The 22,801-nt window shown below is 55.3% G+C and carries 23 protein-coding genes and 3 riboswitches; of the genes, 15 read left to right on the plus strand and 8 right to left on the minus strand.

What is annotated here, in order from left to right:
• A partial coding sequence (locus DQX05_RS30700) for an S-layer homology domain-containing protein (protein ID WP_220483172.1) occupies positions 1-2,750 on the plus strand: 2,750 nt, incomplete at its 5' end.
• A gap of 68 nt (positions 2,751-2,818) precedes the next feature.
• Here DQX05_RS30700 and DQX05_RS12475 read toward each other — a convergent pair.
• On the minus strand, positions 2,819-3,472 hold the full coding sequence (locus DQX05_RS12475; RefSeq protein ID WP_119793986.1) for an anthrax toxin lethal factor-related metalloendopeptidase: 654 nt from the start codon (positions 3,470-3,472) through the stop codon (positions 2,819-2,821).
• Positions 3,473-3,571: 99 nt separating this feature from the next.
• Positions 3,572-3,659, minus strand: a riboswitch (cyclic di-GMP riboswitch).
• Positions 3,660-3,764: 105 nt separating this feature from the next.
• Positions 3,765-3,854, minus strand: a riboswitch (cyclic di-GMP riboswitch).
• Positions 3,855-4,096: 242 nt separating this feature from the next.
• Between DQX05_RS12475 and menA the strand changes: the two genes are divergently transcribed.
• A complete protein-coding gene (gene menA / locus DQX05_RS12480; protein ID WP_119793956.1) occupies positions 4,097-5,050 on the plus strand; it encodes a 1,4-dihydroxy-2-naphthoate polyprenyltransferase in 954 nt (317 codons plus the stop codon).
• Positions 5,051-5,198: 148 nt separating this feature from the next.
• Here menA and DQX05_RS12485 read toward each other — a convergent pair whose 3' ends face one another.
• The gene (locus tag DQX05_RS12485; protein WP_119793961.1) at positions 5,199-5,330 is read right to left on the minus strand and encodes a DUF4023 domain-containing protein; all 132 of its coding nucleotides are present in this window, start codon (positions 5,328-5,330) and stop codon (positions 5,199-5,201) included.
• A gap of 260 nt (positions 5,331-5,590) precedes the next feature.
• On the opposite strand from DQX05_RS12485, the gene DQX05_RS12490 reads away from it, so the two are divergent.
• From DQX05_RS12490 to DQX05_RS12500, 3 genes are all read left to right on the plus strand, one after another.
• The gene (locus tag DQX05_RS12490; protein ID WP_119793962.1) at positions 5,591-6,118 is read left to right on the plus strand and encodes a hypothetical protein; all 528 of its coding nucleotides are present in this window, start codon (positions 5,591-5,593) and stop codon (positions 6,116-6,118) included.
• Between the two features lie 124 nt (positions 6,119-6,242).
• Positions 6,243-6,938, plus strand: a complete 696-nt coding sequence (locus DQX05_RS12495) for a response regulator transcription factor (RefSeq protein ID WP_119793963.1) — start codon at positions 6,243-6,245, stop codon at positions 6,936-6,938.
• A gap of 13 nt (positions 6,939-6,951) precedes the next feature.
• Complete coding sequence (locus DQX05_RS12500; protein ID WP_397335350.1) at positions 6,952-8,121, plus strand: sensor histidine kinase; 1,170 nt, start codon at positions 6,952-6,954, stop codon at positions 8,119-8,121.
• A gap of 47 nt (positions 8,122-8,168) precedes the next feature.
• Here DQX05_RS12500 and DQX05_RS12505 read toward each other — a convergent pair whose 3' ends face one another.
• A complete protein-coding gene (locus tag DQX05_RS12505; protein WP_119793965.1) occupies positions 8,169-8,747 on the minus strand; it encodes a GNAT family N-acetyltransferase in 579 nt (192 codons plus the stop codon).
• Positions 8,748-8,983: 236 nt separating this feature from the next.
• Between DQX05_RS12505 and DQX05_RS12510 the strand changes: the two genes are divergently transcribed.
• The 5 genes from DQX05_RS12510 (at position 8,984) to pdxR (ending at position 14,661) form a co-directional block, all read left to right on the plus strand.
• A complete protein-coding gene (locus tag DQX05_RS12510; protein WP_119793966.1) occupies positions 8,984-9,454 on the plus strand; it encodes a MarR family winged helix-turn-helix transcriptional regulator in 471 nt (156 codons plus the stop codon).
• Between the two features lie 144 nt (positions 9,455-9,598).
• Positions 9,599-10,963, plus strand: coding sequence for a serine hydrolase domain-containing protein (locus DQX05_RS12515; RefSeq protein WP_119793967.1), 1,365 nt, complete (start codon positions 9,599-9,601; stop codon positions 10,961-10,963).
• Between the two features lie 78 nt (positions 10,964-11,041).
• Positions 11,042-13,063, plus strand: coding sequence for a serine hydrolase domain-containing protein (locus DQX05_RS12520; protein WP_182914725.1), 2,022 nt, complete (start codon positions 11,042-11,044; stop codon positions 13,061-13,063).
• A 187-nt stretch (positions 13,064-13,250) separates the two neighbouring features.
• Positions 13,251-13,553, plus strand: a complete 303-nt coding sequence (locus DQX05_RS32830; protein WP_310735663.1) for a hypothetical protein — start codon at positions 13,251-13,253, stop codon at positions 13,551-13,553.
• Positions 13,516-14,661, plus strand: coding sequence for a MocR-like pyridoxine biosynthesis transcription factor PdxR (gene pdxR / locus DQX05_RS12525; RefSeq protein ID WP_397335354.1), 1,146 nt, complete (start codon positions 13,516-13,518; stop codon positions 14,659-14,661). Before DQX05_RS32830 ends, pdxR begins: the two co-directional genes overlap by 38 nt.
• A gap of 125 nt (positions 14,662-14,786) precedes the next feature.
• Here pdxR and DQX05_RS12530 read toward each other — a convergent pair whose 3' ends face one another.
• On the minus strand, positions 14,787-15,206 hold the full coding sequence (locus DQX05_RS12530) for a glycoside hydrolase family 2 protein (RefSeq protein ID WP_397335364.1): 420 nt from the start codon (positions 15,204-15,206) through the stop codon (positions 14,787-14,789).
• Positions 15,207-15,208: 2 nt separating this feature from the next.
• On the opposite strand from DQX05_RS12530, the gene DQX05_RS12535 reads away from it, so the two are divergent.
• Entirely contained in the window at positions 15,209-15,766 is a 558-nt protein-coding gene (locus DQX05_RS12535; protein ID WP_182914726.1) for a substrate-binding domain-containing protein, read from the plus strand.
• Positions 15,767-15,851: 85 nt separating this feature from the next.
• On the opposite strand, the gene DQX05_RS12540 is transcribed toward DQX05_RS12535, so the two are convergent.
• From DQX05_RS12540 to DQX05_RS12555, 4 genes are read right to left on the minus strand one after another with little or no spacing between them, the layout of a single operon-like run.
• Positions 15,852-16,640: an energy-coupling factor transporter transmembrane component T family protein gene (locus DQX05_RS12540; RefSeq protein WP_119793971.1), complete on the minus strand. Its 789-nt coding sequence runs from the start codon at positions 16,638-16,640 to the stop codon at positions 15,852-15,854.
• Positions 16,606-18,441 carry an ABC transporter ATP-binding protein gene (locus DQX05_RS12545; RefSeq protein ID WP_119793972.1) on the minus strand — a complete coding sequence of 612 codons (1,836 nt, stop codon included), beginning with the start codon at positions 18,439-18,441 and terminating at the stop codon, positions 16,606-16,608. The genes DQX05_RS12540 and DQX05_RS12545 overlap by 35 nt, the downstream gene beginning before the upstream one ends.
• The gene (locus DQX05_RS12550; protein ID WP_119793973.1) at positions 18,438-19,010 is read right to left on the minus strand and encodes an ECF transporter S component; all 573 of its coding nucleotides are present in this window, start codon (positions 19,008-19,010) and stop codon (positions 18,438-18,440) included. The genes DQX05_RS12545 and DQX05_RS12550 overlap by 4 nt, the downstream gene beginning before the upstream one ends.
• Positions 19,011-19,042: 32 nt before the next feature.
• On the minus strand, positions 19,043-19,639 hold the full coding sequence (locus tag DQX05_RS12555) for a YkoF family thiamine/hydroxymethylpyrimidine-binding protein (protein ID WP_119793974.1): 597 nt from the start codon (positions 19,637-19,639) through the stop codon (positions 19,043-19,045).
• A 127-nt stretch (positions 19,640-19,766) separates the two neighbouring features.
• A riboswitch (TPP riboswitch) is annotated at positions 19,767-19,874 on the minus strand.
• Between the two features lie 169 nt (positions 19,875-20,043).
• On the opposite strand from DQX05_RS12555, the gene DQX05_RS30290 reads away from it, so the two are divergent.
• The 4 genes from DQX05_RS30290 to DQX05_RS12570 all read left to right on the plus strand — a co-directional run bounded on the left by DQX05_RS30290 (position 20,044) and on the right by DQX05_RS12570 (position 22,670).
• Complete coding sequence (locus DQX05_RS30290) at positions 20,044-20,244, plus strand: hypothetical protein (RefSeq protein WP_147385180.1); 201 nt, start codon at positions 20,044-20,046, stop codon at positions 20,242-20,244.
• 16 nt (positions 20,245-20,260) lie between these two features.
• Complete coding sequence (locus DQX05_RS12560) at positions 20,261-20,902, plus strand: GNAT family N-acetyltransferase (protein WP_259391943.1); 642 nt, start codon at positions 20,261-20,263, stop codon at positions 20,900-20,902.
• A 129-nt stretch (positions 20,903-21,031) separates the two neighbouring features.
• Complete coding sequence (locus DQX05_RS12565) at positions 21,032-21,727, plus strand: response regulator transcription factor (protein WP_119793988.1); 696 nt, start codon at positions 21,032-21,034, stop codon at positions 21,725-21,727.
• A 1-nt stretch (position 21,728) separates the two neighbouring features.
• Positions 21,729-22,670, plus strand: coding sequence for a sensor histidine kinase (locus DQX05_RS12570; protein WP_119793975.1), 942 nt, complete (start codon positions 21,729-21,731; stop codon positions 22,668-22,670).
• Positions 22,671-22,801: the final 131 nt, after the last annotated feature.

Below are 22,801 nucleotides of genomic sequence, written 5' to 3' on the forward strand. Positions count from 1 at the left end.
CGGAAGAGCCGAAATCAGTGAATTATGTGCTGAAGGCCGGCGAAAATCCGGATCATATCTTCTACTACACGGCGGAGAAGCAGATCGTAACGGTGAAGTACCTGGAAAAAGGTACGGATAAAGTACTGTCTGACGAAACGACGAAAGAAGGCGTAACAGGTCAGACGGTAACGCTGGAATCGAAGCCGATCCCGGGCTACGAAGCAGAGAACGGTACGCGTGAGTACACGTTCACAGCAGGAAAGAACGAGTATACGTTCTACTACACGGCCAGGGAACAGGCCGTAACGGTGAAGTATCTGCTGGAAGGCACAACGGATGTTGAGGTAGCCGCTCCGGATACATTCACAGGTCCAACGGGCTCGACGAAGCTGCTGACAGCGAAGCCGGTAGAAGGATATGAGCCGGTAGCGCCAAGTGAACATACGTATAAGTTCACAGCGGAAGCTAATCAGGAGTACATCTTCTACTACACGGCCAAGGAACAGACCGTCACCGTGAAGTATCTGCTGGAAGGCACAACGGATGTTGAAGTTGCCGCTCCAGATACGTTCACAGGTCCAACGGGTTCCGAAAAGCTGTTGACAGCGAAGCCAGTAGAAGGGTATGAGCCAGTAGCGCCAAGTGAACATACGTATAAGTTCACAGGGGCAGCGAACCAGGAGTACATCTTCTACTACATGGCCCAGAAGCAGACCGTAACCGTGAAGTACCTGGAAAAGGGCACGGATAAAGTACTAGCTGACCAGACGACGAAAGAAGGCGTAACGGGTGAGACGGTAACGCTGGAATCGAAGCCGATCCCGGGTTACACAGTGGAGAACGCTACGTATGAGTACACGTTCAAAGCAGGAACGAACGAATACATCTTCTACTACGTCGGAAGCAGTCAGACGCTGACGGTGAAGTACCTGGAAAAAGGTACAGACAAAGTACTGGCTGACGAAACGACGAAAGAAGGCGTAACCGGGCAGACTATCGAACTGACGGCAGAAGAAGTGGCGGGCTACAAGCCATTGAACGCGACGCACAAGTACACGTTCTCAGCAGAAGCTGACCAAGTGTATACGTTCTACTACACCAAAGACGATCCGACAGGCGAAGAGCGCACCGTAATCGTGCATTACGTGGATCGGGCGACGGAGCAATCCCTGAAGGAGTCCACTTCGCGTACCGGGGAAGTTGGGTCGACGATTACATTGACGGCGGAAGACATTACGGTGACGGACGCTGTATATAAGCCGGAACGATATCGCGTCGAGTACACAGTTACGGCAGATACCGAGCAGGAATACACCTTCTACTACAACAAAGTAAATGAAGGCGAGACGTACACGGTAACGGTTCACTACGTGGAACAAGAATCGAATCTGGCCCTGCAAGCTCCTGCTACCCATTCCGGGAAGTCCGGGGAAGTGCTGTGGTTGAGAGCGGATCAGATTACCGTCACCGATTCCGTATATACGCCGCTCAAATTCAATGAGCTTTACACGATTACAACGGCTCCTGATCAGCAGTATACGTTCTACTATGTAAAGGGCGAGCATGGTGATTTCCAGCTTCTGACGATTAATCATCTGGAAGCCGAGACGAACCATGTGCTGAAGGATTCCGAGCGAGTCAAAGGAAGAGCCGGCGAGCAGATCCTATACCGGACGTCTCCAATTACGGTGACGGGCGCCGTCTATCACCCTGAGCATTCGAGTTACCCGTATACATTCAGTGACGAACCGGAGCAGATGCTGAATATTTTCTACAAAAAGGACCCATCCCAGACGAAGCGCCAGGTGACCGTGAAGTATCTGGAGCAGGGAACCGGCCAACAACTGGCTGCGCCGATAACGAAGAGCGGCAAGCCGGGAGACCAAGTCTCGTTGACGGCGGTCACGGTATCGGGCTATACGCCGGTGAAGGCGAGCGATACGTACACGTTCACCGAAGCGGAAGGACAGGAATACATTTTCTATTACACGAAAAATTCGTCCAATCCGGATCCGGATACTGGCGGCAGTTCGGGAGGAGGCAGCTCCACTACGATAACGCCATCACCGAAGCCGCTCCCACCGGTTCCGCCATTGCCGCCGGTTCCGCCGAAGCTGGATATGGAGAACCACTACAACTATATCAACGGCTACCCGGATGGCACGGTGAAGCCGGAGAATCAGATTAGCCGGGAAGAAGTCGCTGCTATCTTCTATCGTCTGATGGAGAACGAGAGCCGCGTGAACTATCTGACCGATCAGAATTCGTTCTCGGATGTAGCCAAGAAGCGTTGGTCGAACAAACATATCTCGACGATGGAACGTGCCGGCATCATCACCGGATATCCGGACGGCACCTTCAAGCCGGGCCAATCCATTACGCGGGCGGAGTTCGCCGTGATTGCGTCCCGATTCGATAAGCTCAATGATCAAGCGAACGGCATGTTCTCGGATATTTCCGGGCATTGGGCAGAGAAATATATCGTATCGGCGGCCAACAAAGGCTGGATTAAAGGTTATCCGGATGGCACCTTCAAGCCGAACCAGTACATTACGCGGGCGGAAGCAATGGCTTTCATCAACAGTGTGCTGAATCGGAAGGTGAAGGCAGCCGATATCCACGAGGATGCGAAGCAATGGCCGGACAACAAGCCGGGCAAATGGTACTATTCGGATGTGTTGGAAGCGACGAACCACCACGAGTACAGCCGTTCCGAGGACGGTTATGAGACGTGGGATTCCATCCAGCCGGACCGGGTATACCCATAAGGCAGGCTCGCCTGCATGAACAAGAAGCTCCTTCCGCGGCATCTGCCCGGAAGGAGCTTCTATGTCTATTATGGATTAGCGAACAGCTTGTCCATGAATTCATAGGTGAGCGGGGTGGTCTCCTTGAGTTCTTCCCGTGTCGCGTCGCTGTATACATACAAGCTGGCGGTCTCCGCGAAGTATTCGGTCGGATGGATCGACACGTAGCCGTCTCCGTTATAGTTGATATCCGCTTCCTGATTGAAAATGTTCTTGAATTCCTCGGTGCTGCTGATTTCATTGAAGACGATGCGATCGACCGCATGCATGGTCTCGTGAATTTCCAGATTGAACGAATTATGTCCATGACCTTTGTTGCTGTAACCGATGCGGGCGGCGACAATGCGCTCGCTGACGCCGGGAACATCGTCCCATGTCATGCCGGTGCCTTCCCAGCCTCGCGGCGTCACGCCCTTCAAATAACTTAACTCCGGTTCATTCGTAATGATGTCGTTCGTCAGCTTGATTTTGACGCCCCTGTCATACAGCTGGTTCAGAATCCGTACGGGGATCTTGGCAAGCCGTTCCTTCATGGCTTCAGCTTCCCTGACATTATATTCACTGCTTGGCAGCACGACTAATTTATTGATAATGGCATCCTCGGCGTGAACCGGATAGACCGGTACCGTGAACAAGATAGCGGCCAATACAAGCAGGCTCAACAGACGCTTATCCCATTTCATCGCAATCTCTCCTCTGAAGCCCGGCGCCTCTGCTTCCGCGATTCTTCCTGTCCATCTGGATTGGTAGAGTTGATCGCGCAGTTCGGCACTTGCTTCAATATTGGTAGCTGGCTGGCTGAGCGCTGGCAGCGCTGAAGCCCCTATAGCTTTGCGTCCCTGCTTTTCAACAGGTTTGCCTTTGTCAATACGGAGTTGACCAGTTCCTTCGCTTGTCCATCCTATTGAAAAAGCCCCGCTTACCGAAGTAAGAAGGGCTTGAGAACGTTCGCGAAAGACACGTCAAGCTATCTCTATCGGTAACTGGCTGGCATAGCGAGTATCATTCGCTGAAGCCCCTGTAGCTTTGCGTCGCCATCTTTCGATGGGTTTGCCTTTATCACTAGGATAAATATGCGGTTGGAAGAAAAATCTGGTGATCTATCTACCTTTAGATTAATATTGATAGAATGGCTTGTCAAGATAAATCCGCGTGCGCGGACTTGGTTTTTACAGGCTTTTTTGCGGCTATTTCGGGGGATACTAAGGAACTGGACGGCCCTTGGATCTGGTGATAAAGTTTAGAGGAAAAGAAGCGATACAGAAAGATGCCTCTACGGGTGCTGTACATGCAAAGGAGTATGAAACGTGACAATCACAAGCTTTCTCAAGCTGGTCGAGATCCAGACCAAAACAGCCAGCATGATTCCCTTCTTTATCGGGAGTCTCTATGCCGTATTTCGGTTCCAATCCTTCGAAGTCAGCCATTTCTTGCTGATGCTCGCCTCTCTGCTGTCCTTCGATATGGCGACCACGGCCATCAACAACTATTACGATTACAAAAAGGCGATCAAAACCCATGGCTACGGCTATGAGGTCCATAATGCGATTGTGCAGTACAAATTGAAGGAATCGACTGTACTCGCCACCATCATGACGCTGCTCGTCATTGCGATTAGCGCAGGGGTTGTTCTGTTTCTGCAGACCGGCCTGCTAATTCTTCTTTTAGGCGGATTATCGTTTTTGGTCGGCTTTTTGTACTCGCTCGGACCGGTCCCGATCTCCCGCATGCCGCTGGGGGAATTGTTCTCCGGGTTGTTCATGGGGTTCGTCATCATCTTCATATCCACGTATATTCATGTGGAGGATCATCAGCTGGCGGCCTTGTGGCTGGAAGACTGGCATGTGAAGGTCGATATCAACATTATCGAAGTGCTGCTGGTGTTCCTTATCGCGATACCGGCGATTCTGTGCATTGCGAATATTATGCTGGCCAACAATATTTGCGACATGGAAGACGATGTGGAAAATAAGCGGTATACGCTCCCGGTCTATATCGGGAAGGAGAATGCGCTGGCCTTGTTCCGCATCATTTATTATGTATCCTATCTGGACCTCATTGTCCTGTTCATCTTGAAGGTCAATCCGATTATTTTGCTGCTTGTCCTATGCACGCTGATTCCGGTGCGCCGCAATATCCGCGTGTTCCAGCAGGAGCAGACCAAGGAGCATACCTTCGCCCTGGCCGTCAAAAACTTCATCATCACGAATGTGGCCAGAATTGCCGCTCTGGGCGCAGCCATTTTGCTCAACCTGATATAGCGCTGTGCCGCATCGCAGACATACCTTTTTTACCGTAACGCATCATCCCCCCTGCGCTCGTCTAATCAGACGGGGCAGGGGGGATGAATAGGTTGGCGGGGGAACCACCGGGAACAGGGCGGTTCGCCCGCTCCCCTTGGCATTACCTCTACTTATTGGTGCTGTGCTGCTTGTTCGGCAGCTTGTTGCCCGGCGAGCCTTTGCCCTGCCGCTGCTGATTGCGCTCCGCCTTCTCCTGCGTATCCTTGAGCTTCTCTACATACTCATGCGTATTTTCCATCGTCGGCACCTCCTTAGTCCTTAGGCTCTTACTATTGCCAACTCTCCTCCCTTTGATTCGGCGAGAGCTATTCCTATGAATATGGTAATACCACAAGAAATGACTATTAATTTTAAAATATGATAAAATAAGTATAAAACATATGAAAAATCGTTGAAATCCTCCTGAAACCTAACCTTAATCTAACCGTGCTCCCTGTAAACTAAAGTCACAGTTGCAAGTCATTCACCCAAACAAACGAACTGCAGGAGGAGATTTCTATGAAAAAGGTTAATGTATTAAAAACAGGGATTATGGTGGCTGCTATGGTGGCCGCGCTGCCGCTCAGCGCTTTCGCGGCTACAGGGGGGAATACAGGTGTTGATATCAAAGTATATCCTGCGGGGACAATGCCGACAGAATATAATGGAAAATCCATTGATTCGTATCCACAGTTCGAGCGGAAAGAATTGAGCGTTCAAGAAAGCTTGGCCTTCGTCATCCAAACTCTGGAGCTGGATTCGAGAACGGAAAAGAAAATCAACGACATGATCGCCAACCTCAAGCCCGAGCAAATCACGTCCGAGAAGCTGCGGGAAATCGTAAAGAGCCTCAAGCTGAATCCGAAGACGGACAAGGTATTGAATGAAACAATTGCGAATATCATCGATTCTCAAACGATTAAAGCGGATAAGACAGAGAACGTGAAGGTCGATATACTTACGCTGGAGGCTGGCATGCTGCAAAATATGCAGCGTGAAGGCCAAGATGGCCGCGTAATGCTTAAAAAACATTCAAGTAACAAATAATGTCCGATAGGGTGTGACTTGATATCAATCATAATCTTGCAACTGTATGATTAAGCAGCCCAAGCAGCCACAATCCGTGGCTGCTTGGTCATGTACAGGCTGCTTTACGGAGAGTGAATGAGCAATGAAAATATTATTAGTTGAAGACGAATTTGCTCTAGCAAATCTTTTAGCGAAGGGACTCAAGAAATGCGGCTACGCGGTAGACAAGGCGGCGGATGGGGAAGAAGCCATCGAGCTGCATGAAATCAACCAATATGATGTCATCGTGCTGGATTTGAATCTGCCTAAATTGGATGGGATGGAAGTGCTGAAGCTCATTCGCGGCAACAACAAAGAAATCAACATTTTAATACTGTCGGCCCGCTCCGAGATCGAAGATCGCATTGTGGGATTGGATTGCGGGGCCAATGATTACTTGATCAAGCCTTTTGATTTTAAAGAGCTGGAGGCAAGAATCCGCAATTTGCTGCGGCGCTCGTTCAAGCAGCAGGATACGGTTCTTACTTGTGGCTCTATCAGCATCGATACGGCTCGGAAATGCGCCTATGCCGACGGACAGCTTATCGAGTTGACCAGGAAGGAGTATTCACTTCTTCAATACTTGATGCTAAACAAAAACAGCGTCATTAGCGCGGAGCGATTGATAGAGCATACATGGGACAGCGATACCGATTTATTTTCCAACTCTCTTAAATTTCATATCTATTCCTTGAAAAAAAAGCTCGCGGGTGCGATGGGGGATAAGAATATGATCCAAAATATACGAGGCCAGGGGTACATGATCTCCGATTCCGCAGGTGAGCACCATGTTAAATAGGGTGTCGTTGCGTATGAGGTTGACGTTGCTTACCGGCTGCATCGTTATTCTCACCGCCGTATGCGTCACACTGATCTCCATCCATAATGCGGAGAGCAAATTTGTGAAGCCTTTCACGGCAGGAGCTGTCCCTATGAACAGGACTGAAGGTGATTTATCCGAATTTATGAAGGAGATAGAAATTGGGGCTCATCCTGACACAATGGAAGGGGAAAAAGGCGATAAGGGGGAGTTAAACAATATCTCTGTTCAGGTCAGTACTATAGAGGCCAATGAGAGGTTCGTAAATGCCAGCGTCATCTATATGTTTATCATCATTGCCTTCGGAATGGCCGCAACCTATGCAATCGCGGGAAGAGCTTTGCGTCCGGTGAATCAACTAAGCACAACCATTCGCAACATCAATGAAAATAACTTATCCCAACGCCTTGTTCCCATTTCGACGAACGATGAAATCGGGAGTCTGGCCGACTCCTTCAATACGATGCTCAACAGGCTGGATGAGTCCTTCACCAGACAGAAAAGATTCGCCTCCAATGCCGCACATGAGCTCAAAACGCCGCTTGCGACTATCAAAGCCGGGATTCAGGTATTGAAATTGGATGAGTCCCCCTCTATTGAAGACTACAGAGAAACCGTGGATATTACGGAACAAAGCACCCAACGGCTCATTGATGTGGTGGAAGACTTATTGCACCTGACTGCAGACAGTCAGGAGAGCGCAACGGACGTGATTGATTTGTCTGAAGCGCTACAGCCGATCGAGCAGGAGCTGGAGCCGCTGCGCAAGCAGAAGCGTGTCCAGATCCAGATAGGCGAATGCAGCCATCCGATTGTCGGCAATAAGACGCTGGTGTACAGGGTCTTGTTCAATCTGATCGAGAATGCGGTGAAATACAATACGCCCGGCGGCAAAGTTCAAATCTCCACCGCGCGGCGCGGATCTCATACAATTATCCAAATTTCGGATACAGGCATAGGAATGCGGGACGAAGAGCTTCCGCACATATTCGAACCTTTTTATCGTGTCGATAAGTCACGCTCCCGCAATATTGCAGGTTCTGGATTAGGGCTCTCTATCGTCAAAGCCATTATGGAAAAACATAACGGTTTTATCAAGGTCCAGAGCAGGCCGGACGTTGGCACAACGTTCGAGGCGGCGTTTCCAACGCTAAGCAAGTGACCGCATCGGTATGACGGTGATCGGAAAAGGGGCAAAATGCCCCTGATTCATCGGGTTATGCGCGGTTGCCGGTAATCATGCTCCAGGATGCTCATCATAATAGAATCATGATACGCATGATTGTAATACAGGGCGTCGCGCTGCACGCCTTCGCGCTGGAAGCCCATTTTCTCGTAGACGTGAATGGCGCGTTCATTGAAGGCGAATACGTTCAATTCAATCCGATGCAGCTGCAGAATGCCGAAGGCGTATTCTAGCAGCAAGCTGATCGCTTCGCTGCCGAACCCTCTGCCCTGATTCGCGGGCGCATCAATCGCGATGCGCATGCCGGCGCTGCGGTTAATGCTGTCGATATCCTGAAGCTCAATATCCCCGATGACTTGATCGGATTCGCGGATCGCGATCAGCAGCAGCATATCGGAAGCGGATTGCGTTTTGCCTTCGATATGGCTGGCGACTTGCTCCTTGGAAAAATGCCGTTGCGTCCCCGTCAATCGTCTCATTTCCGGGTTGAACAGCATCTGGTAATAGAATTCTGCATCCTCCGAGCTGATTGGACGCAAGTAAATGCGCTTGCCTTCCAAAAATCGAACGGGTGCATCTGTTTTTGGTCTATCGGTGGTCATGATATTCCCCTCCTGAGTGTTCTATTTTTACTATACCCAACAACTGTATACACAGAAATATACAGATTATCGGAAATTAAAAGGACAGATCGGCTCGTGCAGACGTGTACGCTCCTATTTGTGTAGGGAATGCCGCGCATTGAGGCGAGGGAGGGAGTCAGGGTTGCAGAATCGAACGGAATAGATTAGAATATAAAACAATTAAGATAACTTAATTATTAAGGTGGTGGATGTGATTGAAGAAGGCAAGCGACGACCTTGTCCGTCTCGTCAAAGAGATGAATGAAGCGGATTATGCCATGAATGTGATGCTGATTCAGGCTCATGAGTTTCTGAACGATAGCGAGATTACGGCCAAGCAGACGATATTGCTCGAGCTCGTTCACAAGCATGGTCGTCTGACGGTCAGCGAGCTTGCGGAGCGGATGAAGGTCTCCTCCAGTGCGGTCAGCCAGATCGTCAGCAAGATGGAGAAGGCGAAGTACGTCACCCGGGAGATCAACCCGAACAACCGCCGGGAAATATTCGTTCGCCTGGACGAGCGCGGCGCGGAGCATTTCGCCAGGGAGGAGGAGCTCGAGCGAACCATTATCGACCGCTACTATTCCCAGCTCGATTATGAGGAAGTTGTGACATTGAGGAACATCATCTTGAAGCTCAAAGGAATCGTAGAGAAGGATTACAAGGGCAGGGCGGAGACGAATTGATTGCTTCATCCCGGAATCGGATGAACATCCCCGGGCAGGAGAGGGAGGGCTCTCCTTTGTCCAATTGTTAAGTCATCTTAATAATTAAGTTAATTGAATCATATTGCTTTGCGATGACATCTATAGAAAAGGAGAGAGAGCGGAATGGAGACGAAACGGGAGCGGTTAGAACGATTGTTCAGCAAGCTGGAACAACAAGGAGGAATGAGCGGGGTCTTCCTGGCCGCCGAGCAGGGCGAGATTATCTATCAAGCGGCCTTTGGTGGAGCTGACCTGGCGACGGGCCGGCGATTGATGACGGCATCGGCCTTTGATTTGGCATCGCTGTCGAAGCCGTTCACGGCGGCGGGCATCATCTTGCTGGCAGAGCAGGGGAAGCTGGGCTATGACGACCCGGTGGCCCAGTGGCTGCCGGAGCTCCCTTATCCGGGGATTACGATACGCCATCTGCTCTGTCATACGTCAGGGCTGCCGGACTTTATGGAACTGTTCTGCGAGCACTGGGATCGGAAGCGAATCGCGACGAACGCCGATGTGCTGGCGATGCTGGCGGAGCATCGGCTGCCGGCTTATTTCGAGCCGAATGAGAGCTGGCGGTACAGCAATACCGGCTATGTGCTGCTTGCACTGATTATTGAGCGGGCGACGGGGCAGATCTTTGCCGACTTCATGCGTGAGCGGGTCTTCCTTCCGCTCCGTATGAACGCTTCGAGAATCTACAGCCGGAGATTGGAGGGCGATGTGATGGACAATTACGCATACGGTTATGTGTATGATCATCATTCTTCCCGGTATGGGCTGCCCGACCTTGTGCCGGAGACGCAATATGTCGTCTACCTTGACGGTATCCAGGGAGATGGCGCGATGAGCTCGAACGTGCATGATCTGCTCGTCTTCGACCGGGCACTCCAAGACGGGAAGCTTGTCAGCGGGCCATCGCTCGAGCAAGCGTATGCTCCCGTTCGCCTGAACAATGGGGAGACATTCGATTACGGGTTCGGCTGGATATTAGAAGATAAGGAAGGAAAAGGACGCGTCGGTAGCCATAGCGGTGGCTGGCCGGGGTATGCCTCCCTCATGAACCGCTATCTGGAGGCCGATATGACGATGATTTATTTGCGTAACCGGGAGCAGGATGTCGAGTTCGACCAGGCGGTTATCGACGCCGCCGAACAAATTTTGTTCGACCAGCCTTATGAGATTCCGCAGCGGCCGTTAGAGAAACGGATTGCTTCCGTCGACACGGGTTTATATCCGTGCTATGCCGGACTGTACCAACAGGAGGACGGAGGGGACGGGATCATCTCCGTTTTGATTGAGGACGGCCGGCTTTGCTTGCAGACTCCCGGCACCGTGCGCGTGGAGCTGTACCCGGCCAGTGACACGAGATTTTTCGTTCGGTCGATTCCGGTTGAAGTGAAGTTCATCGTTCAGGCAGGTCAGACGCGGGCGGAGAAGCTGATAATCGTCGAGGAGGGGCACGAGACGCATGCCGTACGTATCAGATAACGCGATCTCCACTGCCGCGGACGCACCTGCAGTCGTGGTCACTGATGTCAGAGAGAGAAGGGAACAGGGATGGGGAGTATGATGAAGATAGGGATCACAGCGGTCAAAGGAGCGATAGTCATGATCATCGCAGGAATGGTCTTTTCCGGTCTTGGGTACGATCGGACCATATCCGCTGCGGCGGACGAGGTCCGTCAAGCCGGTCCGGCTGACGTGCGTGAACTGGAGCGGTTTGCGGATGCTTTTTTTGAGAAGAGAGAACCGAAGGATGCCGGCGGCGCTGTCGTTGTCGTCGTCAAGGATGGGAAAGTGCTGCTGAAGAAGGGGTACGGGTATGCCGACATGGAACAGAAGGTGCCGGTTGATCCGGATAAAACCGTATTCCGCATCGCCTCCGTCTCCAAGACATTTACGGCGGCCGCCGTCATGCAGCTGGCGGAGCAGGGGAAGATCGATTTGCACGCCGATATCAACCGCTATATGGGGGAGATTCGCATTGACAATCCGTTCAAGGAGCCCGTGACGATGCATCATCTGCTGACGCATACGTCTGGATTTCAAGTTACGTTGGAGACGATGGACGATTTCCCGGAAGACCTGTCCCGCACGGTCTCGATCCAATCTTATATTAAGGAAAGAATGCCGCCGGTAGTTCGCAAGCCGGGCGAAGCTTATATGTATGACAACTTCGCCTACATGCTGCAGGGCTATATTATAGAGCAAGTCTCCGGGATGCCATTCCATCAATATATGAAGGAGCATATCTTCAAGCCGCTAGGCATGGCGAGCAGCGATTTCCTGCTGACGAAGGAGGTGCTGGAGCGGCTGGCTACCGGTTATGATCCTGGCGGCAAGCCGATTTCGGTGTATGGCGTAACGCCTACGGAGGGGCCGGACGGAGCGATGAACACGACAGGCAGCGATATGGCCCAATTCATGATTGCGCAATTGAATGGCGGTGCCAATAACCACGGCCGGATACTTCGTCCGGAGACGGTCGAGGCCATGCAGCTCTACCGTGAGCCGATACATCCGGCGTTCCCCGATGCGACATACGGCTTCGAGAACGAGCCTGCGGCCAGCAACGGGCAGCATGTCATTTCCAAGGGCGGGGATCTGTTCGGCTTCGCCTCCTGCATGTGGCTGCTGCCGGATCAGAAGACAGGCATATTCATCTCCGCCAATGCGGAAGGAATGCTGCGCTCGGACTGGTATGCTGCCTTCATGAACCAGTACTATCCGAAGAAGGAGCAGGCGCGGACGTTCCTTCGGACGCCGATGGATCAGCTTCGGCGGTTGGAAGGGGTCTATCTCGATCTGAGGTTGAACATTATGCAGACCACCGTTACGGCAACGCGAGATGGAGAGCTGTTGGTCGAGGATGTGCTGGGGCGGCACTCCGCGAAGCAGATTGATACGCTTCTGTTCGAGGATGAAGAGGGGAAGCTGCTTGCCTTCAAGGAGAACAGCGATCATACGGTCGATTATTTGAAATACCTGAATCCGGTCAGCTACGCCCAGAAGATCACGAAGCAAGCCTTCCGTGACGTGGCCCAGGACAGCCCTTATGCCTCACATATTCATTATTTGCAGGCCATTGATCGGGCGGCGGGATTCAAGGATGGGACCTTCCGTCCGGAGAAGCCGGTGACACGGGCGGAATTGATCGCCCTTATGATGCGCACGGTAGGCTATCCGTTGTCCGAGCAGCGGCCAGCGTACGCCGATGCGGCGAACCATTGGGCCCATGCCGAGATTCAGACGGCCCTTGAACTCGGCCTGGAGGAAGGAGTATCGGAAGACCGGTTCGGTCCGGAGGAGACGATCAGCCGGCAGGAAGCGGCCGAGATGATCGTACGCGGCATGGCGACGATTCTGGAGAATGCCCGCCCGGATCTGAGCGGCGTGAAGCTGGCTGAGGGAACCGATGATACGTATGCGGACAGCGTGAAGACGATGGCGGCGTTGGAACTGTACGGGCCGGAAGTCAAGCTGCTCGCGGACGAGACCGTCGACTTCGCGTCCCGGCAGGCGATGACCCGCCAGGAAGCGGCGCTGGTCATGTCGAAGCTGATGGATTGGATGCTCAAGGCGATGTGACCTGGCGTCAGAGCGATGGCGCCATGGCTGCCGCTTCCCGCCAGTGCGCCAAGGAAGCAGCCCAGCCGCCAGTCCGGAATCAACGGTCAACGTCAGGCTGGCAGATAGGCCTATTTCATGAGCGTCAGCTCCTGTATACTTTGATTATCCAGATTTTCAGTTCATGAACAGGTCAGTGGAGGTTGCCATGCTGTTGATTCCGAGGCTTGATGATAAGAGCCCTATACCGCAATATTTGCAGCTTGTCGATTATATCAAACGCGAAATCGCATCCGGCCGTCTGGCCGACTACTTGTCGCTCAGCCCGACACCGGTGGAACTGGCTTATAACCAGCTGGCCGCGGAAGGATTCATTGCCAGCGTGCCGCGCAAAGGGTATTACGTGCAGTATTTGCCGGAGCCGTACCTGCAAACTCGGGATCGGGGACGCGGAGCCGCAGCAGTCTTCGGAAGTGGACGGCGTGACGAAGCGGGCGGCGCCCGCCCGTGACGCGAGAACGTATCCGTACGATTTTCATTTGTCCAGCATCGACGGTGCCCATTTTCCATACCGGGTGTGGAGAAGCATCTTCCAGGAGCTGCTCGTACCAGAGCGGAAGGAGCTGCTCTGGTACGGGGATCCGCAGGGAGAGCCGGGATTGCGGGAGCAGATCGCAAGGTATGCGCATCAATTCAGAGGAGTCCGCTGCACGAAGGATCAGGTTATCGTCGGCTCGGATCCGCATGTCCTGCTGGCGCTGTTGGCCAAGCTATTGCGGGAGCATACCGACCATATCGCGGTGGAGAATCCGGGCTATCTGCTCTGCCCGGCCACGTTCCGCCAGCAGGGCTACGAGGTGACGCCCGTGTCGCTGGAGGAAGACGGCATTCATATCGGCGAGCTCTATGACAGCGCCGCCCGCATCGTCTGCGTCTCCCCGTCCCATCAATTCCCGCGCGGCATGATTATGCCGATTGCGAAGCGGCTTCAGCTGCTGGAATGGACCCGGCGGACGAACGGCTTCATCATCGAGGACGACATCGACGGCGAGCTGCGCTATTACGGCCGCCCGATTCCGTCCTTGCAGGGGCTTATCCCCGAATCCGATGTCATCTATCTGGGCGGATTCGCCCAGGTGCTTGCTCCGGCGGTCGGCATTCACTATATGATCCTGCCGCCATCGCTGCTGGGTGCGTACCAGCTCATGGAATACTACACGCTGTTCGAGCAATCGGCTCCCCGCTGGAACCAGCACGCGCTGCAGTTGTTCATGGAACGGGGGCATCTGGAGAGGCATGTGCGCCGGATGCGCACCTTGTACCGGAACAAGCATGACTGCCTTATCTCAGCCATCCGGCGGCATTTCGGCGAGAGCGCCGACATTACCGGGACGGATGCCGGGTTCCATATGCTGATGAGGTTCGAGAGCCCTCATAGCGATCAAGAGCTGGTGCGGCAGGCCAGAGAAGCCGGCATTCGCCTGGCCTCGGCGGCGTTCACCTGGCTGCGTCCGCCTGCGGAGAGCCGCACAGAATTTTTCCTCGGCTTCGGCGGCATTCCGATCGACCGGATTGACGAGGGAATCCGCCGGCTGAGCGAGGTCTGGCTTGAGGATTGAGCAGAACGGGAGCGGCTGTATGAGGCGGAATGACAATTAAGACAATGCAACAAGGAGAGAGGACGTTCCTCTCTCCTGCTTTGGAATAATGCGCGCTGCTGGAATGCAGGCTTCTATCCGATTGATTAGAGCGTGAGGTACGAATCGAATAGACTTCGGATTTGCAGCTCATCTTGCAGTGTCCGCAGGGAAGCAGGGTTTGACAGGTTGGCTTTCATGACTCGAATTTGTTTCGGCTCCCCGCCAGACACATGAAAATAGTTATCTTCGAATATCGCATCTAAATTCTCAAAATCAAGCTCCACAAAGAGCGCAAGCTCGCTCGCCTGCACCTGGATGACAAAACAATCGTCCTCCTCGGTCACAACCGCATGCAGCTCCGGCGGCTGGAGCTGGTAATGCTTCGGCTTCACAAAGAGCGCATAACCATCGCTAACTGCTGCCCCGTCCACGAGCAGCTCATACTCGACGTACATATTGCGCTTTATCTTTTCGCTCACTATCACATCCGAAAAATCCAATGTAACCCATTCGCGAGCGGACAGATGTGGACGCGATTATTTCCGATAATCTCTATTGCTCGCATCGGCTTACTAACTACTTAATCCAATGCGGCCATAAGAATATAGGGTATGTTGGAAACATATATGCTCTAGGCAATATTCTTGACCGTTATCTTGGCTATTACAAAGCCATGACCGAAAATCGTCTGGACATTCGCAAGGAATGGATTTTGGATGACCGGGATATAGAAGACCAACTGTTCACCGACTTTGTTCTTCCGGACGAACTTCCTACCGCTTTTGTATGCGACTGCGATGAGACGGCGTATCATTTTATTTCGTTTTTGAACAAACATGATATTTCTGTGCCGGAGGATATCTCTATCGTAGGATTCGACAATTACATTTATGCCACACAGACGAATCCAAGCTTGACTACGATCGAGGTCGATATCCGGCGTATGGCGGAGGAAACGATTCGAGGACTCCAATACAAGATGGAAAATCCGGCTTCCCGCATCGGAATCAAAGTCGTACCCGGAAATTTGATTGTCCGCGACTCCGTGCAATCACTCTCGACCGGGGAAGCATCGCCTCACTGATACATCCCCATCTAAGACAGACTCGCCGCCGGATAAGAGGAGGGAGATACGGGGCGGCACCCCGTATCTCAACTCATGTCGGCGGCTACACTTCCCCCCGGTACAGCCGGACCGAGTCCATGTGCCAGGACAGCAGATAGCATCCGCAGATGCCGCCAATGAGCAGCAGCAGGAGCAGCCAATCCTTCCACGACACCCGAAGTTGCACGTAATAGGGGCGCTCCCGCTTGCCGGTGAAGCCTTTGGACAGCATGGCGACGGCGACGCGCTCCGACTTGCGGATGGCCGAGGCGAGCAGCGGGATGGCATACCGCTTCATGGCGCGAAGCCGGCCCCGCCAGCCGCGCTCCCGTTCGATGCCGCGCATGCGGTGCGCATGCTGCAGAATCCGCAGTTCCTCCCGGAAGAAGGGGAGGAAGCGGTAGCCTGCCAGGATGCCGTACGCCCATTTCGGGGACAATCTGCACTGCTGCATCAGACTCAGCATGAAGCGGACGGGGTCCGTCGTCAGGATGAAGAGCAGCGACAGCGACGAGAAGATGAGCACCCGCAGCCCAAGCGACAGCGCTTGATGAAGCACTGCCGCTGTTAACGAGAAGGCTCCCCACTCCCATACCACGTCAGAAGACCCGGCCGCCCCTGCGCGGGGGAGCAATATCGCCGTCCATACGTACCCTGCACTCATGATCAGGAACGGCGCGAAGCCGAGCAGCCATTTCTTCCAAGACACGCGGCCAAGCACGAACGTCATCCCTGTGGTCCAGATCAGCGCCAGCAGGGGCGTGATCGGATCAAGGGTCAGCGACAACAAAATCACGGCCATGATGACCGCCAATCCCTTAATGCTCGGATTCCAACCCTGCAAGCGCAGCATGCTTCTCCCTCCTGCTCGCGATAAGTTCGGCCAGCTTGCCGGCAGCCGCGCAGCGGAGCGGCGGCAGGAGCTGGCAGTCCGCCGCCAGCTCCGCATGCTCCGACCATAGCGTGGCGGGCGGGCCGTCATAGGCGGCGCGGCCGTCCCGAAGGACAATGATGCGGTCTGCATACGCGTAGGCCAGCTCCATATCATGCGTAATCATGATGACCGCATCCCCCCGCCGGATCCGTTCCCCGAGCATGCCCATCAGCTCGCGGGTCGTGTCGGCGTCCTGACCGTAGGTCGGTTCGTCCAGGATGAGCAGCCTCTGCTCATCGGTCAGTGCCGAAGCGACGCTCAGCCGCCGCTTCTGGCCTTGGCTGAGCGAGAACGGGCTCGCCTGCGCGGCGTTCTCCAGCCGCAGGCGGCATAGCGCATCCTGAACCGCCCGCTCGATCGCGGCCGGCGCGATGCCCTGCTGGCGCAGCCCGAAGGCAAGCTCATCGGCGACGGTATCGGTAATGAATTGATGCTCCGGATTTTGGAAGACGTAGCCGATCCAGGTCCGGAGCTCCTTCTCCGAATAGTTGCCGAGAGGTTGTCCCTGCAGCCGGACCGTTCCGGCCTCCGGCTCGTTCAGCCCGGACAGCAGCGAGGCGAGCGTCGATTTGCCCGTGCCGTTCGGTCCGGCGATGGCGACCCATTCTCCCGCGCGCAGCGTCAGGGAGATGCCGTCCGCCACCGGGCGGCCGCCGCGCCGGAAGTGCAGGCCATCCGCTTCCAGCAGAGGGACGGGCTCGGCAGCGTCTCCGGCCCGGACCAAGCCTGCTCTGCCGCCGGCCTGGTCTCCGGCAGGCCTGCTGCCGGCCGGCGAAGGCGCGGTCAGCGCCTGCAGCGCGCTCTCCTGGCCCGGCTCGCTCCACCGGGCCAGCTCGGCGGCGAGGTCCTGCTCCGTCAGGACCGCCGCCTGCGCCAGCGGCTCCCCGCCCGGGACAAGCCGCCGCAGCTCGCGGTACAACCGGAGCGGGCCCGGCTGCCAGATGCCGGACGCTTCCGGCACCGCGCCGGCATAATACGCGGCGGGCGGCCCGTCGTAAGCGATGGCGCCGGCGGCGTCCATCACGAGCAGCCGGTCCGCCTGGCCGATCCACTCATCGAGCTGATGCTCGATGACGAGCACGGCCAGACCGCGCGTCCGGGCGAGCTCGCGGACGAGCGCCGCGAATTGCCGGCGGGCCGCCGGGTCAAGATTCGACGTCGGCTCGTCGAGCACGAGCAGGCGCGTCTCCATCGCGATCGCGCAGGCGAGCGCCAGCCGCTGCTTCATGCCGCCGGACAGCTCGTGAATCGGCGCCTTGCGCCAGGCGCCGAGGTCCACCGCGGCCAACGCCCCGCTGATGCGCCCGTCCATCACCTCCCGCGGGCAGCCGAGGTTCTCCAGGCAGAAGGCGATCTCCTCCTCGACCCGCAGCAGACAGAATTGGCTCTCGAAGTCCTGGAACACGACGCCTGCCGCCCAAGGGGCGTCGCCCGCCGCCTGCTCGGCGACCGGCTTCCCATACACGAGCACCCGGCCCCGCACCTCGCTGTCGATTGCGTGCGGATACAGCCCGGCCAGGCAGAGGGCAAGCGAGCTCTTGCCGCAGCCGCTCGGCCCAAGCAGCAGCACCGTCTCTCCGTCGCCGATGCGGACGTCGATGCCGGACAGAATCGGGTCCGCGCCCGCCTCGAGGGTGAGCGTCAGCCCCTCGGCCTCGATCGCCGCCACGCGCTCATTCACGCGGCTCCCATTCATGCAGCTTCCCTTCACGCGGCTCATGCGGCGCGGGTGCCTTCCTTCGCGATCGGATAGCTGCGCAGCACGCCGGTTCGCTTCAGCGACTGCGCGATCCCGTGGCCGAGCAGCCCCGCGATGAGCGCCCCGCTGACGCAGCGGACGGCCAGCATCGCGATGACGAGGCCGGTGGAGTACGCCCCGAAGCCGCTGCGGAAGTAGCCCCACGCGAAGCTGAATAGGGCCGCCCCGACTCCTGCCAGCATCAGCGTCTTCAAGCTGTAGCTGCGGTAGCGGGTGGCGGCGAAGGCCGCTTCGGCCCCCAGCCCTTGAATAAGGGCGGACACGATCAGGATCGGCCCGACGGCGTTGCCGATCAGCACCTCGACGACGCCGGCCACCGTCTCCGAGATGACGGCGGCGCCCGGCTTGCGCAGAATCGTGGCGGCGATGATCGACACGATGAACCAGATGCCGAAGATGACCTCATAGCCCATCGGCCCCATGAAGCCGACCAGGACATTGCCTACCTGGAAGAATATCAAATACACTACGGCAAAGACGACAGACAACGAGCTGAGCATGACGATATCTTTTAATTTCCACTGTTGCATCGGTATATGCCTCTCCCTTCCGCTTCCCGCGTTCATGACTTCCGGCTCGGACTGTGCGCCGAAATATTCGCCGTCAGCACAATATGAGTGCTGTCGCTTGTCCGCGCCCGCTCGAAGGCGTGCTCCAGCGTCGCGAACACGTCATGCGCCTCGCCCTGCAGCCCGCTCGCATAATGAATTCCCTTGGTGAAGGTGCCCTCCTCCCGGGCAAGACCGATAATGTCATAGATGGTGTCCATATAATCCGGCGTGCCGAGCGGGTAGAGCGAGAACTGCGCATCGGTCTGGACGGAGATAAGGCGGGAGCGCTCTTCATTCAGGCGATGGTTGTCCTCCGTCATGTAATAATCGGCTTCGCTGTCGCCGGGGCATCCGACCGAGAAGGTAGCATTCAGCACGGTATGGACGCCGGATTTAGCGCAGTGGAGAAAGATCGATTTCACCACATCGAACACATGCTCCGCCTTGCCGCGGATGCAGGTGCTCACCTCATCTGTCTTCGACCATACTTTGGACAGGTCCGTCTCCTCCAGGGCGCGGAGAATCAGCTCCACGAACCGATCGCTCATCGGATAGAGCGAGAATCGGCAGCCGGCGATCTGGCCGGTGCCGCACATTGCTTTTTTCATTGCGAGTTCCTCCCGTATCTGCGAATGATCGTAAAAATAGCAAAAACCGCACCTCCGGGAAGTGCGGTTCGCCATACGGAAGAACGGCTGCCAGGAAGGAAGGCCTCCTTCGGCGAGCGCGAATCATCGTAATCTACCTACACTTCCCCACGCTAGTATTATCTAGTTCGGGTCATAAGGGTTAACAGCGATCTGCTGTCTCTCAGCCTGCGAGCAAGCACCCCTAGTGTTCACGGATATGCGGTTGGGATTGCCTCTTTTACGCTTCCCATTATACCGGGACCGTCCTGAATGTAAAGACTCTTTTCGGGAAAAGGCGATTTTTCATCGTCCTTCCCGGCCATTTGCGGCGCAGGCTTGGCTCTATCCGGATCGGACTATACGCACCCGGCCGTCGTAGGATCGTGGCGGCTTTAGCTCGTCTCGGCATGCGCGGCTTCGTTTTCTCCCGATACAGGCGCCTCTGGGTGCTTCGCATCCACCCGATTTCACGCTGGGAACAATTGACTCATCCGCTCCTGCGCAGTACGATGGCAGGAGAAGCTTCGACGCCGCCAGCCGGCGGAGGAGCGATATTCGAAGATTCGGGGTGGAACTATTTGTAGTGCCAAGCTGTTGCTCTTGGAACGCAAGCATACGGAAGCCGCGGCGGCGGTTATGGCCGAAGGCTTCAAGGAAGACGGGTTGTATGTGCATTTGCTGCCCGATCCGTCTACCCGTGTCGAGGTGTTGAAGCTGTTTTTCCGCAATTATATCGAATTGCTGTATGATTACGGCGGCTTGTACGCGACATCCGGGAAAATGGAGGCTGTGGCGCTCATCTTCCGCTCGGAGCGGATGGGAGCCTCTTGGGCTTCCCGCGCGAGCTACGCGTGGGGCGTTGCCCGGGCCGTCACGAAGTCGCTAGGCATGTGCCGCTACATCAGTCCCGCCCGCTTCCTGCGCGGCTTGGCGGGCCTGCGCAGCATGAGCTCGGCCTGGCTGGCCTCATTGGGCGACCAGCCTTATCTGCATCTCGATATGCTCGTGGTGCAGCCGCAATACCGGGGGCAGGGCTGGGTGCGGAAGATGATGTCCCCGCTGCTGGCCGAATGCCGCGAACGGGGAATCGCCTGTACCCTGGAGACGCAAAATCCGCGCAATGTCGCGCTGTACGAACATTACGGCTTCATGGTCGTGGATACGATCCGGCTGCGGAACAGCGAACTGAAGCAGTATTGCATGGTCTGTCTGCCAGACGGCGCCGGAAGGCCGGAACGGTAAGCTGCGATTCCGGATCCGTATGATGCGGGCAGGATGCCCTGCTGAGATGAATTTCTCATCCAGCATTTGTCAGCTATGCCGCTGCACAAGCTGTAACGCAACACAACAGTGAAGGTGTGTGGATAGATGATGAAGCAGCATATTTTGCTGATTGAAGACGATCCCGGCATCGTGGAGATGGTGGGCAATCATTTGACGAAGGAAGGGTTCGCCGTCACGGCGGCGGGCAACGGGGAAGAGGGCCTGACCCTCTTCGGCCAGCGTTCCTATGATATCGTCATCGTGGATCTGATGATGCCGAAGCTCGACGGCTACGAAGTGATCAAGCGGATACGGGAGCGAAGCTCAGTTCCGATTCTGATCATGTCGGCGAAGGACGGTGACGTGGACAAAGCGTTGGGGCTTGGCTTCGGCGCCGATGATTATGTGGCCAAGCCGTTCTCCCTGATTGAGCTGTCAGCCCGGGTGAAGGCGTCCATCCGGCGAGCCACCGAATATGCGCGGCCGGCCGAACCCGAGGAGCGCGTTATCACTTACGGCCCGCTCAGCCTGTATGTAGACGGCTACCGCGCCACCAAGCAGCAGCGTGAGATTAAGCTGACCTCGACCGAGTTCGAGCTGCTGAAGCTATTCATGACGAATCGGAACCGGGTATTTACGAAGGCCCAGATCTACGGCTTCGTCTGGGGTGACGACTATTTGGGCGACGAGAATGTCATTAATGTCCATATCCGCCGATTGCGGGAGAAGATCGAAGACGATCCCTCCCATCCCGTCTATATTACGACCCTATGGGGCATCGGCTACAAGTGGGAAGGGAAGTAAGATGATCATCCATCTCGTGTACGGCGCACTAATTGCCATCCTGCTCCTTCTTCTCTTGCTGCAGTGGCGGGCGTGGCAGGTTCGAAGCGCCAAGCTCGCTTATATCCATTCGAAGCTGCACCTCATATTGACCGAGCCGACACCGGAGAAACTGCTCGTGGTCACGGGCGATCCCGAGCTGCGGCCGATCCTGATTGAGATCAACCGCCTGTTGAGCGAGAATCAGAAAGTGACAGCCCAATACAAATGCACGGAGCAGTCGATTCGCCGCATGCTGTCGAACATTTCCCATGATCTGAAGACGCCGCTAACCGTCATCCTCGGTTATATCGAGACGCTGAACCTGGATCCCGATATGCCTGCGGAAGAGCGTCAGCGCTTATTGGAACGGGTAAATGAGAAGCTGCACGATGTGCTGAAGTTGATTCGCACCTTCTTCGATCTGGCGAAGCTGGAGTCGGGAGACAAGGAGCTGCCGCTGACCCGGCTGGATATCAATGAGGCATGCCGGAAGAGCATGCTTCAGTTCTATGATACGCTGACTTCGCAAGGCTTCGAGGTGGATATCGCGATCCCGGAAAAGCCGATGTACGCACACGCGAACGAAGAGGCGCTGGAGCGCATTCTGAACAATCTCATCTCGAACGCCATCCATCATGGCGGCGACGGCCAGACGATCGGCATCCAGACCCGCGAGGAGGAAGGCTTTATTTTGATCGATGTGTGGGACAGGGGCAAAGGCATTCAGGAGCTGCATCGCGATCGGGTATTTGAACGGATGTATACGATGGAGGATTCACGGAACAAATCATTCGAAGGCAGCGGGCTCGGCCTGACGATTACGAAGCGGCTCGTGGAGCATATGGGCGGTGTTATTCATCTGGACAGCAAGCCGTATGCGAAGACCGTCTTCACGATTCGCCTGCGTGCCCTCGCCTATTGATTTCCGCCTGCGGATAGACCGGAACGGCTGTCTGCGGGCTATGTGCCGTTTCTTAAGAAACTCGTAAGAATCAGGAAAGAAAAAAGAGAATTTCAGATTATACGATGGAAGCATAAGGCATACGAGCGAAG

Source organism: Paenibacillus thiaminolyticus (assembly GCF_003591545.1).
Classification (GTDB): domain Bacteria; phylum Bacillota; class Bacilli; order Paenibacillales; family Paenibacillaceae; genus Paenibacillus_B; species Paenibacillus_B thiaminolyticus_A.